Source organism: Micromonospora sp. NPDC051296, assembly GCF_040682255.1.
In the GTDB taxonomy this organism is placed as follows: Bacteria; Actinomycetota; Actinomycetes; order Mycobacteriales; family Micromonosporaceae; genus Micromonospora; species Micromonospora craterilacus.
This window is the reverse complement of record NZ_JBFBAO010000143.1, coordinates 1-15,512: the sequence shown is the minus strand read 5'-3', so window position 1 is coordinate 15,512 and position 15,512 is coordinate 1. Positions and strand designations below refer to the sequence as shown.

At 72.5% G+C, this 15,512-nt stretch carries 13 protein-coding genes and 1 pseudogene; 8 read left to right on the top strand and 6 right to left on the bottom strand.

Annotated elements, in window-relative coordinates; all coding sequences use genetic code 11:
• A pseudogene (locus AB0M52_RS16925) lies at positions 1-381 on the bottom strand (phosphoglucomutase, alpha-D-glucose phosphate-specific); the annotation flags it as partial.
• Entirely contained in the window at positions 378-1,610 is a 1,233-nt protein-coding gene (gene glgC, locus AB0M52_RS16920; RefSeq protein WP_363954175.1) for a glucose-1-phosphate adenylyltransferase, read from the bottom strand. The gene glgC and the pseudogene AB0M52_RS16925, both read right to left, overlap by 4 nt.
• 71 nt (positions 1,611-1,681) lie before the next feature.
• Here glgC and glgA point away from each other — a divergent pair, with 71 nt between their 5' ends.
• The 4 genes from glgA (at position 1,682) to AB0M52_RS16900 (ending at position 7,786) form a co-directional block, all read left to right on the top strand.
• Positions 1,682-2,884 carry a glycogen synthase gene (gene glgA, locus AB0M52_RS16915; RefSeq protein WP_363954173.1) on the top strand — a complete coding sequence of 401 codons (1,203 nt, stop codon included), beginning with the start codon at positions 1,682-1,684 and terminating at the stop codon, positions 2,882-2,884.
• A gap of 90 nt (positions 2,885-2,974) precedes the next feature.
• Complete coding sequence (locus AB0M52_RS16910; RefSeq protein ID WP_363954171.1) at positions 2,975-5,002, top strand: maltotransferase domain-containing protein; 2,028 nt, start codon at positions 2,975-2,977, stop codon at positions 5,000-5,002.
• Positions 4,990-7,092, top strand: a complete 2,103-nt coding sequence (gene glgB, locus AB0M52_RS16905; protein ID WP_363954169.1) for a 1,4-alpha-glucan branching protein GlgB — start codon at positions 4,990-4,992, stop codon at positions 7,090-7,092. The genes AB0M52_RS16910 and glgB overlap by 13 nt, the downstream gene beginning before the upstream one ends.
• 157 nt (positions 7,093-7,249) lie before the next feature.
• Positions 7,250-7,786 carry a hypothetical protein gene (locus tag AB0M52_RS16900; protein ID WP_363954166.1) on the top strand — a complete coding sequence of 179 codons (537 nt, stop codon included), beginning with the start codon at positions 7,250-7,252 and terminating at the stop codon, positions 7,784-7,786.
• A gap of 30 nt (positions 7,787-7,816) precedes the next feature.
• Here AB0M52_RS16900 and AB0M52_RS16895 read toward each other — a convergent pair whose 3' ends face one another.
• The gene (locus AB0M52_RS16895; protein ID WP_363954164.1) at positions 7,817-8,857 is read right to left on the bottom strand and encodes a phosphatase domain-containing protein; all 1,041 of its coding nucleotides are present in this window, start codon (positions 8,855-8,857) and stop codon (positions 7,817-7,819) included.
• 207 nt (positions 8,858-9,064) lie between these two features.
• Between AB0M52_RS16895 and AB0M52_RS16890 the strand changes: the two genes are divergently transcribed.
• The 4 genes from AB0M52_RS16890 to AB0M52_RS16875 all read left to right on the top strand — a co-directional run bounded on the left by AB0M52_RS16890 (position 9,065) and on the right by AB0M52_RS16875 (position 13,467).
• Complete coding sequence (locus AB0M52_RS16890) at positions 9,065-10,678, top strand: hypothetical protein (protein WP_363954162.1); 1,614 nt, start codon at positions 9,065-9,067, stop codon at positions 10,676-10,678.
• A gap of 62 nt (positions 10,679-10,740) precedes the next feature.
• Complete coding sequence (gene yaaA, locus AB0M52_RS16885; RefSeq protein ID WP_363954160.1) at positions 10,741-11,535, top strand: peroxide stress protein YaaA; 795 nt, start codon at positions 10,741-10,743, stop codon at positions 11,533-11,535.
• A gap of 98 nt (positions 11,536-11,633) precedes the next feature.
• Complete coding sequence (locus tag AB0M52_RS16880; protein WP_363954158.1) at positions 11,634-12,305, top strand: hypothetical protein; 672 nt, start codon at positions 11,634-11,636, stop codon at positions 12,303-12,305.
• Positions 12,306-12,504: 199 nt separating this feature from the next.
• Complete coding sequence (locus AB0M52_RS16875) at positions 12,505-13,467, top strand: TAXI family TRAP transporter solute-binding subunit (protein ID WP_363954156.1); 963 nt, start codon at positions 12,505-12,507, stop codon at positions 13,465-13,467.
• Positions 13,468-13,478: 11 nt separating this feature from the next.
• Here the strand turns inward: AB0M52_RS16875 and AB0M52_RS16870 are convergent, their stop codons facing one another.
• The 3 genes from AB0M52_RS16870 to AB0M52_RS16860 all read right to left on the bottom strand — a co-directional run.
• A complete protein-coding gene (locus AB0M52_RS16870; RefSeq protein ID WP_363954154.1) occupies positions 13,479-13,733 on the bottom strand; it encodes a helix-turn-helix transcriptional regulator in 255 nt (84 codons plus the stop codon).
• A gap of 43 nt (positions 13,734-13,776) precedes the next feature.
• Complete coding sequence (locus AB0M52_RS16865; RefSeq protein ID WP_363954152.1) at positions 13,777-14,637, bottom strand: ABC transporter permease; 861 nt, start codon at positions 14,635-14,637, stop codon at positions 13,777-13,779.
• A partial coding sequence (locus AB0M52_RS16860; RefSeq protein WP_363954150.1) for an ABC transporter ATP-binding protein occupies positions 14,634-15,512 on the bottom strand: 879 nt, incomplete at its 5' end. The genes AB0M52_RS16860 and AB0M52_RS16865, both read right to left, overlap by 4 nt.

Sequence of the window (15,512 nt, the reverse complement as noted above, 5' to 3'; positions counted from 1 at the left end):
GATGGCGTGCGAGACCGCCGGGGTGGGGGTGTATCCGTCCCGGCTGTCCAGCAGTACGGTCACCTCGTTGGCGGCGAGCACCTCCAGGGCGTCCACCGCCGCCGGGGTGGACAGCGCGTGGGTGTCCCGGCCGAGGAAGAGCGGGCCGTCGACACCCTGCTCCCGGCGGTAGTCGCAGAGCGCCTGGGTGACCGCCAGGATGTGGTCGGAGTTGAAGGCGTTGCGCAGGCTCGACCCCCGGTGCCCGGAGGTGCCGAAGGAGACCTGCTGGGCCGGGTCGGCCGGGTCCGGGTGCTCGGCGTAGTAGGCGGTCACTAGCCGCGGTACGTCGACCAGGTCGGCGGGCTCGGCGGGCTGGCCCGCGCGGGGATGACTGCTCAAGGTTCCACCTTCTGTCCCTTGCCGATGACCACGATGCCGTTGTCGGAGACCGTGTAGCGCTGCCGGTCCCGCTCCAGGTCCACGCCGATCTCGGCGCCCTCGGGCACCTGGACGTTCTTGTCCAGGATGGCCCGGCGCACCACCGCGTGCCGGCCGATCTCGACGCCTTCCATGAGCACCGAGCCGTCCACATGTGCCCAGGAGTGGACCTTCACCTTCGGCGAGACGATCGAGTTCTCCACCAGCGACCCGGAGATCACCGCACCGGGCGAGACCATCGAGGCGACTGCCCGGCCGACCCGCTCGCCCCACTGGTGCACGAACTTCGCCGGCGGGTACGGCGGCTGCTCGGTGTAGATCGGCCAGTCGAAGTTGTAGAGGTTGAACACCGGGTGGACGTTGATCAGATCCATGTGCGCGTCGTAGAACGAGTCGAGGGTCCCCACGTCCCGCCAGTAGCCACGGTCCCGGTCGGTGCTGCCGGGCACCTCGTTGTCGCGGAAGTCGTAGACGTTCGCCTCGCCGCGTTCCACCAGCGCCGGGATGATGCTGCCGCCCATGTCGTGCTTGCTGGTCTTCTCCTCCGCGTCCCGCTCGACCACGTCGACCAGCGCCTTGGTGGTGAACACGTAGTTGCCCATCGAGGCGTAGATCTCGTCGGGCGCGTCGGGCAGACCGACCGCGTCGGTGGGCTTCTCCCGGAAGGCCCGGATCCGCCGGCCGTCCTCGCCGACCTCGATCACGCCGAACTGGTCCGCCGTGGACAGCGGCTGCCGGATGCCCGCCACGGTGACCGCGGCGCCGGAGGCGATGTGGTCGTCAACCATCTGCCGGGGGTCCATCCGGTAGATGTGGTCGGCACCGAAGACGATCACGTAGTCGGGCTGCTCGTCGTAGATCAGGTTGAAGCTCTGGTAGATCGCGTCGGCCGAGCCGGCGAACCACCACGGGCCGCGGCGCTGCTGCGCGGGCACCGGGGTGACGTAGTTGCCGAGCAGGGTCGACATCCGCCAGGTCTTGGTGATGTGCCGGTCGAGGGAGTGGGATTTGTACTGGGTCAACACGACGATCTTCAGAAAGCCGGCGTTGGCCAGGTTGGAGAGGACGAAGTCGACCATGCGGTACATCCCGCCGAACGGGACGGCCGGCTTGGCCCGGTCCGTGGTCAACGGCATCAGGCGCTTGCCCTCTCCGCCGGCCAGGACGATCGCGAGCACCTTGGCAGCCATGAGCAGACGCTATCCATCCCGGTGCCGCTTCACCACTCGTACGGGCACACTTCTGCACTAGGGTGCCGACCATGACGGACTCCGCACAGCTGCGCGTCGACCTGCTCACCCGGGAGTACCCACCGGAGGTCTACGGCGGCGCCGGGGTCCACGTCGAGTACCTGGCCCGGGAACTGCGCCGCATCGCCGCCGTGCGGGTGCACTGCTTCGGCGGGCCGCGCACCGAGCCGGGTGTCCGCGCGTACCCCGAGCCGACGGCCCTGGCCGGCGCGAACCCCGCACTGCGGACGATGGCGGTGGACCTGGAGATGGCCGCCGGTTGCGCCGGCGCGGACGTGGTGCACAGCCACACCTGGTACGCCAACCTGGCCGGGCACACCGCGAAGCTGCTGCACGGGGTGCCACACGTGGTGACCGCGCACAGCCTGGAGCCGCTGCGACCGTGGAAGGCCGAACAGCTCGGCGGCGGCTACGCGCTCTCCTCGTGGTGCGAGCGGACGGCCTTCGAGGCGGCCGACGCGGTGATCGCGGTCAGCGAGGGGATGCGCCGCGACGTGCTGGCCGCGTACCCGGCGGTGGATCCGGACCGGGTCCGGGTGGTCTACAACGGCATCGACACCGCGCAGTACGCCCCGGACCCCGGCACCAGTGTGCTGGCCCGGCTCGGCATCGACCCGGCCCTGCCCAGCGTGGTCTACGTCGGCCGGATCACCCGCCAGAAGGGCCTGCCGTACCTGCTGCGCGCCGCCCGTGACCTGCCGGCGGACGCCCAACTGGTGCTGCTGGCCGGCGCGCCGGACACCCCGGAGATCGCCGCCGAGGTGGAGGGCCTGGTCGCCGAGCTGCGGGCCCGGCGCTCCGGGGTGATCTGGGTGGCCGAGATGCTGCCCAAGGCCGAGGTGATCCAGGTGCTCACGCACGCCACGATCTTCGTCTGCCCGTCGGTGTACGAGCCGATGGGCATCGTCAACCTGGAGGCGATGGCCTGCGAGACCGCCGTGGTGGCCACCGCCACCGGCGGCATCCCCGAGGTGGTCGCGGACGGCGAGACCGGGCTGCTGGTGCCGATCGAGCAGGCCGCCGACGGCTCGGGCACGCCACGGGACCCGGAACGCTTCGTGTCCGACCTGGCGGCGCGGATCTCCGAGCTGCTGGCCGCCCCGGAACGCGCGGCGGCCCTCGGCCGGGCCGGCCGCCGCCGCTCGGTGGAACACTTCTCCTGGGACGCCATCGCCCGCCAGACCCTGGAGCTGTACCGCTCGGTCCTGCGGTAAAGGGCACCCGCCGCGGTCTGAGCGGTACCGGTTGGTCATCAGCGCCAGCTGACCCGAGCGCGAAGCGATCTCGGGCAGTAGGTTGAACCGGTGAGCGGACGGTTCCCGATCGAAGACGTCTCCCCCGTCGTCTCCTGCGGTCGCTACCCGGCCAAGGCGGTCGTCGGCGAGCTGGTGCCGGTGTCGGCGCTCGCCTACCGCGAGGGGCACGACGCGCTCGGTTGCAACGTGGTCTGGCTCGGCCCTGACGGCCGGGCCCGCCCGTTCACCCGGATGCACCCTGGTGAGCCCGGCCGGGATCGCTGGCACGCCACCATCGCACCGGACGCGGTCGGCGAGTGGCTGTTCACCGTGGAGGCGTTCCACGACCCGTACCTGACCTGGCACAACGCGGTGACCAAGAAGATCGCCGCCGGCCAGGACGCGGCGGAACTGGCCAACGACCTGGCGGAGGGGGTACGCGTGCTGCGCGCCGCCGCCGAGCTGGTCCCGGCGGCCGAGCGGGCCCGGGTGGGGCGCGCCGTCGACGCGCTGCGCGACGCCGCCCGGCCGCTGCCGGAGCGGGTGAGCCCGGGGCTGGAGCTGGCCGACCTGCTCTGGACGCATCCGGTACGGGAGCTGGTCACCACCGGCGAGGAGTACCGCATCTGGGTGGACCGCGAGCGGGCCCTCTTCTCCGCCTGGTACGAGTTCTTTCCCCGCTCCGAGGGCGCGATCCCGGCCACCGGCGACGAGCCGGCCCGCTCGGGCACCTTCGGCACCGCCACCGAACGGCTGCCCGGGGTCGCCGCGATGGGTTTCGACGTGCTCTACCTGCCGCCGATCCACCCGATCGGCCGGGTCAACCGCAAGGGCCCCAACAACAGCCTGGTCGCCGGGCCGGACGACGTGGGCTCGCCGTGGGCGATCGGCGCCGCCGAGGGCGGCCACGACGCTATCCACCCCGACCTGGGTACGGCGGCCGACTTCCGGGACTTCGTCGCCGCCGCCGCCGAGCACGGCCTGGAGATGGCGATGGACCTGGCGTTGCAGTGCGCGCCGGACCACCCCTGGGTGACCGAGCACCCGGAGTGGTTCACCACCCGGGCCGACGGCAGCATCGCGTACGCGGAGAACCCGCCGAAGAAGTACCAGGACATCTACCCGCTGAACTTCGACAACGACCCCGAGGGTATCCGCGCCGAGGTGCTGCGGGTGGTGCTGCACTGGGTCGCCGAGGGCGTGAAGATCTTCCGGGTGGACAACCCGCACACCAAGCCGGTCGACTTCTGGCACTGGCTGATCGGGGAGGTCAAGCGGGTCGACCCGGACGTGCTCTTCCTCGCCGAGGCGTTCACCCGACCGGCGATGATGCACGGGCTGGCCAAGGTCGGCTTCACCCAGTCGTACACGTACTTCACCTGGCGGACCTCGCCCGCCGAGATGCGCGAGTACTGCGCGGAGCTGGTGGCGGCGGCCGACCACATGCGGCCGAACTTCTGGCCCAACACGCCGGACATCCTGCACTCCTCGTTGCAGCACGGCGGCCCGCCGATGTTCAAGATCCGGGCGGTGCTGGCCGCGCTGCTCTCCCCCTCCTGGGGCATGTACGCCGGCTACGAGCTGTTCGAGCACGTCGCCCGCCCGGGAGCCGAGGAGTACCTGGACAACGAGAAGTACGAGCTACGGCCCCGGGACTGGGCCGGCGCGCTGGCCCAGGGGCGCTCCCTGGCACCGTTCATCGCCACGCTCAACCGGGTCCGCCGCGACAACCCGGCCCTGCACCGGCTGCGCAACCTGGTCTTCCACGACATCGACAACCCGGCGCTGCTGTGCTGGTCCAAGCGCGACCCGGAGACCGGCAACACGGTGCTGGTGGTCTGCTCGTTCGACTCGCACACGGTGCAGTGGGGCAACACCACGCTGGACATGCCGGCGCTGGGCCTCGACTGGCACGACCGGTTCACCGTGCATGACGAGCTGACCGGCGCCAGCTACGACTGGGGGCAGCGCAACGCGGTCCGGCTCGACCCGTACCTGCAACCCGCGCACGTGCTCACCTTCCCCACCTCCACGGCCGCCGGTCCCCGGGGCGGCACCGCCTCCGCGACGAAGGACGACGCCCGATGGACCAGCTGATCTCCGGGGAGACCCACGACCCGCACGCCGTGCTCGGGGCGCATCCGGCCGACGGCCGTACGGTGATCCGCACCATGCGCCGGGGCGCGGCCGAGGTGAGCGTGCTGGCCGGTGACGAGCGGTACCCGATGACCCGGGTGCACGACGTGGGCGTGTTCGAGGCGACCGTCCCCGGCGAGGTGCTCGACTACCGGGTCGAACTGGGCGGGCAGGCACACGACGACCCGTACCGCTTCCCGCCCACCCTCGGCGAGCTGGACCTGCACCTGATCGGCGAGGGCCGGCACGAGCGGCTGTGGGAGGCGCTCGGCGCCCGGGTCCTCGACGGCGGGGTGGCGTTCGCGGTCTGGGCGCCGAACGCCCGGGGCGTGCGGGTGGTCGGCGACTTCACCGGGTGGGCGCCCGACGACGGCTGGCCGATGCGCTCGCTGGGCTCGACCGGGGTGTGGGAGATCTTCGTCCCCGGCGCGTCGGTCGGCGCCCGGTACAAGTACCGCATCCTCGGCGCCGACGGGTACTGGCGGGACAAGGCGGACCCCCTCGCGGCGTACGCGGAGGTGCCGCCGGCCACCGGCTCGGTGGTGCACCAGTCGACGTACCAGTGGACGGACGCGGACTGGCTGGCCCGGCGGGCCAAGCGACAGCCGCACCAGGAGCCGATCAGCGTGTACGAGGTGCACCTCGGCTCGTGGCGGCCCGGCCTCGGCTACCGCGAGCTGGCCGAGCAACTGGTCGCGTACGTGGTCGAGCTGGGCTTCACCCACGTGGAGTTCCTGCCGGTGATGGAGCATCCGTTCGGTGGCTCCTGGGGCTACCAGGTGACCGGCTACTACGCCCCGACGGCCCGGTTCGGTGATCCGGACGACTTCCGCTACCTGGTGGACCGGCTGCACGCCGCCGGCATCGGCGTGATCCTGGACTGGGTGCCGGCGCATTTCCCGAAGGACGAGTGGGCCCTAGCGCGCTTCGACGGCACCCCGCTGTACGAGCACCCCGACCCGCGCCGGGGCGAGCACCCCGACTGGGGCACGTACGTCTTCGACTTCGGCCGCCGGGAGGTGCGCAACTTCCTGGTCGCCAACGCGCTCTACTGGCTGGACCAGTTCCACGTCGACGGGCTGCGGGTGGACGCGGTCGCCTCGATGCTCTATCTGGACTACTCCCGCGCCGACGGGCAGTGGACGCCGAACGTGCACGGTGGCCGGGAGAACCTGGAGGCCATCGCGTTCATGCAGGAGGTCAACGCGACGGTCTACAAGCAGCACGCCGGGGTGCTGATGATCGCCGAGGAATCGACGGCCTGGCCCGGGGTGACCCGGTCGACCGGCGACGGCGGGCTGGGCTTCGGGTTCAAGTGGAACATGGGCTGGATGCACGACACCCTGCTCTACACCTCGAAGGACCCGATCTACCGGCAGCACCACCACCATCAGCTCACCTTCTCGCTGGCGTACGCCTGGAGCGAGAACTACGTGCTGCCGATCAGCCACGACGAGGTGGTGCACGGCAAGGGCTCCCTGGTGGGCAAGATGCCCGGCGACATGTGGCAGCGGCTGGCCAACGTACGCGTGCTGCTGGCGTACATGTGGGCGCACCCGGGCAAGCAGCTGCTGTTCATGGGCTGCGAGCTGGCCGACGACCGGGAGTGGAGCGAGGAGCGCGGCCTCGACTGGTACCTGCTGCACGACCCGGCCCGGGCCGGCGTGCAACGCCTCGTCGGCGACCTCAACCGGGTCTACCGGTCCACGCCCGCGCTGTGGGCGCAGGACACCTCCCCGACCGGGTTCCGCTGGATCGCCGGCGACGACGTCGCCAACAACACCGTCTCGTTCGTCCGGATCGCGCCCGACGGGGCGACCCTGGTCTGCGTGGCCAACTTCTCCGCGCTGCCGCTGGAGGGCTACCGGATCGGCCTACCGGCCGCCGGTGCCTGGGCGGAGGTGCTCAACACCGACGCCCACCACTACGGCGGCTCCGGCGTCGGCAACCTCGGCACCGTGCACGCCGAGGACGTCCCGTGGCACGGCCTGCCCGCCTCGGCGGCCCTCCGCGTCCCCCCACTCGGCGCCCTCTGGCTCCGCCCCGCCTGAAAGGAAGGGCCCCTTTTTAACGCCTCAGGTAGAGGAAGGGCCCCCTATTAACGCCGCCGAGCGATGTTCGGAGCGTGATGTCACAGCGAGCGGTGAACCGTCCGAGCCTGCGCGTCCGTACCTCCGGGGGAAGTTGGACGACGAGGCGGAGGAAATGATGGCGAGCAGTAGGCGTACGGCCCGGAGCGGTCGGGACGGGACTTCGCCGCGGCAGCGGAAGATCGCGGGGATCGCGGCGATCGGGCTGACCCTGGGGGTGGCCTTCGCGGTGGCGACCGGGACCAGCCAGGCGGGCGAGAACTGCGATGGCCTGGATGCGGCGGTGGGTAACAACCTCGCCTTCATCGCCGACCAGTTGGTGTTCCCGGACGCGCTCTCGGAGGCTCGGATCGCCAACCGGCAGGCCGTCATCGACCAGCTCGAACAGCGGCGTGCGGTGGCCGGGTGCACCGGTGAGGTCGAGGTGCCGGACGCGGACCCGAACGCGGCGCTCAACGGTGGCGCCGCGGAGAACTGCGACGGTCTCGACGGCGCGGTCCGCAACAACCTCGCCTTCATCGCCGGGCAGCGGCAGAACCCGGACGCCCAGTCGGAGGCGCGGATCGCCAACCGCCAGGCCGTCATCGACCTGCTCGAACAGCGTCGTACCCTGGCCGGCTGCACCGGTGAGGTCGAGCCGACACCGGGCGGCTGACACCGACGCGGGCGGGCGATGCCCGACCGCTCAGACCAGGCCGGTGCCGCGCAGCAGGGTCCAGAGGCCGGCGCCGTCGGGCGCGGAGAGCCACTTCTGCCCCACCGGCCCCTCCGTCGGGCGGCCGTGCGGGACGGGCAGGCTGCCGGCGAGCACGGCCTGGGTGGGCGACAGGCGGCGGATGGCCACGCCAGCCACGTTGTCCGGATGGGCGGCGGCGAACTCCCGGTAGATCTCCTGGTCGTGCTGGCCGTCGTCGCCCACGAGCAGCCAGCGTACGTCGGGGAACTCCCGGGCCAGCCGGGCCAAGGTGGCCCGCTTGTGCTCCCGGCCGCTGCGGAACCAGCGGTCGTGGGTCGGCCCCCAACTGGTCAACAGCAGCGGCCCGGCCGGGTACAAATGCCGGGACAGGAAGCGGGTCAGCGTCGGAGCGACGTTCCACGCGCCGGTGGACAGGTAGAACACCGGGGCGCCGGGGTGGGCGGTGACCAACCGCTCGTAGAGCACCGCCATGCCGGGCACCGCCATTCGGGCGTGCTCGTCCAGGACGAACGTGTTCCAGCCGGCGAGCAGCGGGCGGGGCAGCGCGGTCACCATGACCGTGTCGTCGACGTCGGAGATGACACCGAAACGGACCTCCGGGTCCAGAATGCGCACCGGTGCCTCGACCGGCTCGGCGTCCGGCGTGCTGAGCCGGACCGAGCCCCACCCCGGCGACAACTCCGCCTCGACCACGGTATCGACGAAACCGCTGCGGTCCGCTTGCGTCTCGTGGATCACCCCGCCGGTCTCGATGGTCACCGTGACGTGCTTGGCCGGCAGGGTGGTGAAGCTGCGCCAACCCCGGACCTTCTCCAGCCGGCCCCGCTGCCGCGTGTCGGGCCGCCCCAGCAGCACCCGGCACATCACCCGTACCCAACCGGGAGCGCCGTAGCCGGTGTAGGCGATGATGTTGATCCGCCAGCCCGTCCGCCGCAGCCGACGCTCGACCAGGGCGTGCACGGCGTCCTCGATCCGCGCGGCCCGGTGCAGATTTGGTACGGCCAGCTGGCCGGCGGGAGTGGGTGGCACGCTGCAACCCTGCCACACGCCGGCGACCTCGGCCACGCGGAGCCAGGCCCGCACCCCAACCCCACGGCACCATGATCGTCTGCGTCTCGGTGACTCCCGCCCCGGCGTGTCATGTCACCGGAAGGCAGCCGATCAAGGGCAACGGCGCCCGGGCGGGCGCCGAGCCGTGAAACACTCCGGTCGGGACGACGACGGGGGCGATGGGTCGTGCCACAACCAGGGCAGCGGCGCGGACGGTGGCGTCCACGGCTCGACCGGCCGGCGCTCGTCGCGCTGGTCCTCGGTGCGGCCGCGGTCGGTTACCGGCTGGTCCTCACGTTGCAGACCGTGCCGGTTTCCAACAGCGACGAGGCCACCTTCGGGCTGGCCGCGCTGCACATCGCGCAGGGCCGGGAACATCCGGTGTTCCTCTACGGCCAGCGGTACATGGGCATGCTGGAGTCCTACCTGGCCGCGCCCCTGATCGCGGTGGCCGGGCCGAGCTGGCCGGTGCTGCGGTTGCCGCTGCTCGCGCTCTACGCGCTGTTCCTCTGGCTGATCCACCGGCTGACCCGGCGGATCGGCTCGCCGTGGTTCGCCACCGCGATCGTCGGGCTGCTGGCGCTGGGCGCCGAACGGGTGATCCGGGACCAGGTGACGGCGGTCGGTGGCCGTCCGGAGGTCAAGGTCGCGGTGCTGGCGATGCTCCTGATCGTGGTGGGGCTGGCCCGGCGGACGGTACGGCGCCGCTGGCTGGCCGTCGGCGGCTTCGGGCTACTCGCCGGGCTGGCCCTCTGGTCGGACTGGCTGATCGTGCCGTACCTGGCGGTGGCCGGGCTGGCGCTGCTCTGGACGGTCCGCCGGGAGCTGCTCGGCTGGGCCGGGCTGCTGCTGGTCGCCGGGTTCGTCGTCGGCGTCGCCCCGATGATCCGGGACAACCTGGTGGCCCCGCCCGGCCAGGACTCCCTGTCGGTGCTGCGCACGATCAGCAACGGGACCGGGTCGGCACCGTCCTGGTCCCAGCGGCTGGGCGGCGGTCTGCTCGAGGGGGTGCCGCTGGCCACCGGGCTCTGCCCGGTCGACGGCTGCGCCCGCTGGCAGCAGTGGTTCGGTCTGCTCTACCCGGTGCTGCTGGCCGTCGCGGCGGTGCTCGCCGTGGTCGCGTACCGCCGGGGCACCGGGCGGCCCGACCGGGTCGGGCCGGTGGTGCACCTCGCGCTGCTCGCCGGTGCGGCGCTGACCCTGCTGGCGTACGTGCGCAGCCCGCTCGCCGCGACGGAACCGCTGAGCAACGCCCGCTACCTGTCGGTGCTGCAACTGTCGCTGCCGGCGGTGCTCTGGCCGCTGTGGGTGGCGGCGGTGGCCGGCTGGCGCGGGACGGTCGGCGCGGCGGGCCGGCTGGCGGGCGCGTTGGCCACCGCCGTGCTGGCCGCCCTGGCGGCGACCTCGCTGGTGGTCACCGTGCTGTTCGCCACCGTCGGCTTGGCGCCGGGCCGTACCGAGGAACGAAATGCCCGGGACCTGGCCGCCACGGTCCGCGCCGCCGGGCTGCACGAGGTGTACGGCGACTACTGGACGTGCAACCGGCTGATCTTCAACACCGCCGAGGATGTGGTCTGCGCGGTGCTCGACGGCGACCTGCACCGCGGGCAGAACCGCTACCCGGCGTACTGGTGGCGGCTGGCCCGCGCCGAGCGGCCCGGGTACGTGCTGGCCACCGGCACGCCGGCCGAGCGACGGCTGCGGGAGCTGCTCGGCGACCAGGCCGACGTGGCGCTGCTGGCCGAGGTCGGCGCGTATCGCGTGTACCACCCGCAGACGCCGCTGCGGCCGTGGCGGTAGGGCGGGGCCGTACGCTGGCCGGACCCGGCGCGTGGTGCGTACCGGGGTCGTCGAGGAGTCACATGCTCATCCTGCTGCCGCCCTCGGAGGGCAAGGCCGACGCCGGGACGGGCCGCCGGCTGGACCTGGCCCGGCTGTCGCTGCCGGAACTCAACCCCGTCCGGGAGGAGGTGCTGGCCGCGCTGGTGGCGCTCAGTGCCGGGCCGCAGGAGGCGGCGCTGGCCGCGCTCGGGCTGGGCCCGGGCCAGCACGGCGAGCTGCGGCGCAACGCGCGGCTGGAGCGGGCCGCCACCGCACCGGCCGGCCGGATCTACACCGGGGTGCTCTACGAGGCCCTCGACCTGGCCACGCTCCCGTCGGCGGCGCAGCGGGCGGCCGGGCGGCAGGTGCTGGTCAGCTCGGGCCTGTGGGGGGCGGTACGGCTGACCGACCGGATCCCGCCGTACCGCTGCCCGATCGGGGCCCGGCTGCCCGGCACCGGTGCGCTGCCGGCGATGTGGCGACGGGTGCTGGGGCCCGCGCTGACCGCGGCGGCCGGCGCCGGCCCGGTGCTGGACCTGCGCTCCGGCGCGTACGCCGCCGCCTGGGCACCCCGTGGTGAGCTGGCCGCCCGCACCGTGACCGTACGGGTGCTGCACGAGCGGGAGGTCGACGGCGTGCCGGTGCGTTCGGTGGTCAGCCACTTCAACAAGGCCACCAAGGGGCGGCTGGTCCGTGACCTGTTGCTCGCCGGTGCCCGGCCGCGCACCGCCGACGCTCTGGTGACCGCCCTGCGGGACCTGAAGTACACGGTGTGCGAGCAGCCCACGCCTCCCGGGCGCGCACGCCAGGTCGACCTGGTGGTTTCGGAGCTGTAACCAGGCGCAAGATTTCCTCAAGGCTGGGCCGGATCGGTACCACCCACCGGCGTCACGGGTCACCGTAAGGAAACCCGACGCCACAAGGAGGCCCTCCGGTGGTTGCCGAACCGATCCTGCTCGACCGGCACCGTCCGCCGTCGACCCTGCCGTTACTGGACTGGACGACCCTGGCCGACGCGTTCGAGACGGCCTGCCTGCTCCGGTGCATGCCGCCCCCGGCGGCGCCCCGTCAGCGGTTGGTCCGGCTGCCGGCCCGACCGGCGACGATCGAGTTCAACCGGGAGGAGGCGGCCCGGCGGACGCGGCAGCTGCTCGACCGCCTCGACATCCCGGTCCGGCACGAGCGGGCCGTCGGCGGGCTGCGCCGCCGCTACGAACTGCACCGGCTGGACGTGCCCCGCGAGCACCGGTCGGCGTACGTGGCGATGGTGGAGAACGGCTGGCACCGTGGCCGGCGGGAGCTGCTCGGCGGCCCGGTGCCCGGCGCCTCGACGGCGCGCCGGCTGCGCCGCACCGGGTTGGCCGCCGCCGCCTGGCGGGCCGCGCTGCTGGCGGGTGGGCGACACGTCCGCCGGCACATCCTCGGGGTGCGGATCACCGACCGCGAACTCGCCGCCGTGCTGGTCCGCGGCGCGGCTCTGCTCGACGTACCGGCGATGCTGCGCCCCGGCACCGGCTGTTACCTGGTCAGCGTCGCCCACGGCCCGGACCGGGACCGGATCCTGCACCACGCCGGAGAGGAGACGGCGCACCGCCCCGTCGCCTGACCTACCGGCCCACGAGCCGGCCGGACCGGGTCCCGGCCGGGGACGTCCGGGGCGCCGATCGGGACCCGGCGCCCGGACTTCTGTCCCGGTTCGTCACCCGACCCGGGTAGCTCGGGCGGCCCCGCCGGGCCGCGGCCGGGGGTATCCTCCGCCACCTCGGGCTTGCGCCGCGGGGGTCCGGCGGCGCACAGTGCTGCCCGTGAGCCGTACCCGGTATGCCGTCCGAGCCCGGCGGCACGGTACCCGCGCGACGCTGGCGCTGGCCGTGCTGCTGGCCCTGCCCGGCCTCGCCGCTTGCCGGGAATCCCCCAGGGAGTCGGTGCGCATCCGCATCGCCACCGGCAGTCCGACCGCCGTCTACCACGCGTTCGGGGAGTCGCTGGCCGCCATCCTCAACCGGGAACTCCCCAACGTGCACGCCGAGGTGATGGTCACCGCCGCCTCGGCGGAGAACGTACGGCTGCTCGGTGCCGGCGAGGCCGAACTCGGCTTCACCCAGGCCGACGTGCTGCCCGCCGATCCGGGGCCGGACCCGCCGGTGGTGGCGGTCGCCCGGGTCTACGACGACCTGCTGCACCTGGTCACCTCCGCCGACAGCCCGGTGCACACGTTGACCGATCTGCGCGGGCGCCGGGTCTCGGTCGGTGCGGCGGGGTCGGGGACCGAGATCACGGTCCGCCGGCTGCTCACCGTGGCGGGGCTGGACGGCGCGCAGGTGCAGCGGGAACGGCTCGGCCTGGACGATTCGGTGGCCGCGTTGCAGGCGGGGCAGATCGACGCGTTCTTCTTCTCCGGCGGGCTCCCGGTGCGCGCCGTCGCCCAGTTCGCCCGGGACACCCCCACCCGCATCGTCGACCTCGGCGAGTGGACCGCCCCGCTGCGCCAGGGCAACCCGGAGGTCTACGTGCCCCGGGACATCCCCCGCTCGGTGTACGGCATCGACCCGGTCACCACCGTCGCCAATCCCAACTATCTGGTGGTCCGGGCCGACCTGCCCGAGACGGTGGTCCGCGAGGTGACCCGGCTGCTGATGGAGCGGCGGTCCGAGTTGGCGGCCGCGCACCCGGCGGCCGGGCGGATGAGCCCCCGCGCGGCGATCGCCACCTCACCGCTGCCGCTGCACCCGGGCGCCGCGTCCTGGTACCGCGCCAGCAAACCCTGACCGCGCACCGGTCAGGCGGGCCGGGCGGCGGGCGCGGCGGTGGTGTCGCCGAGTCGGGGGAACGGTTCGTTGGAGAAGATCACCTCCACCGGCACCTCGAAATGTCGGGCGATCCGCAACGCCAGGTGCAGGCTGGGGCTGAACTCACCGCGTTCGAGGTAGCCGATCGTCTGATAGTGGACGCCCAACGCCTCGGCCAACTGCCGGCGGGAGATGCCCCGTTCCGCCCGCAGCATGGCGATGCGGTTGTAGACGACCTCACTCATGCCGGCACTCCGCTGACGACTCGCTCTCCCTCATGTCCCGTCCTCACGTGATCCGCTGCATGGCCTTCTCGCGGCGGGCGGCGACGCTCGACCCGGACTCGCGACGAGCCATCCGACGCAGCACCACCGGCGCCAGGACCAGCCCGGCGACCGCCCACCCACCGAGCACCAGCAGCGTCTCCAGGTGCCGCCACGACTCGCCGATCTCGACGGCGGACATCGCGTCGGGCAGCAGCGCCGACCGCATGCCGAGGCCGAGCCAGTAGATCGGGAAGACCTGCGCCAGCCCCTGCAACCAGCCGGGCAGGGCGGTGATCGGGTAGAAGATGCCGGAGGTGGCGACGAGCCCCATGACCGGCAGCATGACCAGTCCGATGTTGCGGGGGTTCGACAGCAGCGATCCGAGGACCGCCCCGATCGGCATGGTCGCCACCATCCCGATCAGCAGTACCCAGGCCAGGGTCACCCAGGCGCCCGGACTGAGCGTCAGCCCGTCGAAGAGGAAGAAACCCGGGACGAGGAGCAGGGCGACGCTGACCAGCGTCATCCCGGAGACCAGGGTGATCTTGCTGATGAGGTAGCCGAGCATCCCGTTCGGAGTGGCCTTGGCCCGCAGCAGCGTGCCGTCCTCGCGTTCGATGACGAGGATCGACGCCATGCTGACCAGCCCGCCGAACGCCACCGTCATGCCGAGCGTGCTGGGCAGGGTCTGCGCGCCCAGCGAAAAGTCGGTGCCCGGGACCCGCGAGTCCCGGAGGAAGAACATCACCACCAGCAGGATGACCGAGGGGAAGAAATAGCCCCACAGGGTCTCGGCGTTGGTGAAGCCCTGCCGCAGCTCGATCCGGCCTCGGGACAGACCCGCCCGGGCCGCCACGAACAGCGGATTGACCGTCGGAGTCATCCGGCCACCTCCTCGAAGGCGCGGGCGGCGCGGCCGGCGCGCCCGGACTCGTACTCGTGAACCAGAGCCATGTAGGTGTCCTCCAGGCTGGCCCGACGCACCTCAAGGTCGGCGATCTCCTCGCCGTGCTGCGCGAACAGCTCCCGGACGAACGCGGTCGCGTCGCTGGTGGAGTGGACGAATCGGGCCCCGCCCCGGCTCCACCGCACCTCGGCATCGACGGAGATCCGGCGGGACAGCTCGTCGGCGGAACCGCTGGCGATGATCCGGCCACCGGCCAGGATGAGGATCCGGTCGGCCAGCTTCTCCGCCTCGTCCAGGTCGTGGGTGGTGAGCAGGATCGTGGTGTCGTCGATGTCGGTGAGCCGGTGCACCAGGTCGTGGAACTCGCGCCGGGCGGCCGGATCGAAGCCGGCGGTCGGCTCGTCGAGGAAGAGAACCTCCGGCCGGCCGACGATGCCGATCGCCACGTCCACCCGGCGACGCTGCCCGCCGGAGAGCTGACCGACCCGCTTGTCGACGTGCTCGGCCAGCCCGACCACCTCGATCAGCTCGTCGACGTCCCACGGCCGACGGATCCGGTCCGTCGAGTAGGGCGCGTAGAAGGCGCCGAGGTGGGTCAGGAGTTCCCGTACCCGCCACCGGCTGTGGTCGCGCCAGGACTGGAGCACCACGCCGAGCCGGGCGCGCCACCGCTCGTCGCCACGCGCGGGGTCCGTCCCCAACACCTCGACCCGTCCGGCGGACCGCATCCGGAAGCCCTCGAGGATCTCGATGGTGGTCGTCTTGCCGGCACCGTTCGGGCCGAGCAGAACCAGCACCTCGCCCCGCCGCGCGGTGAACGACACCCCGGTGAGCACGTCGGTGGATCCGTA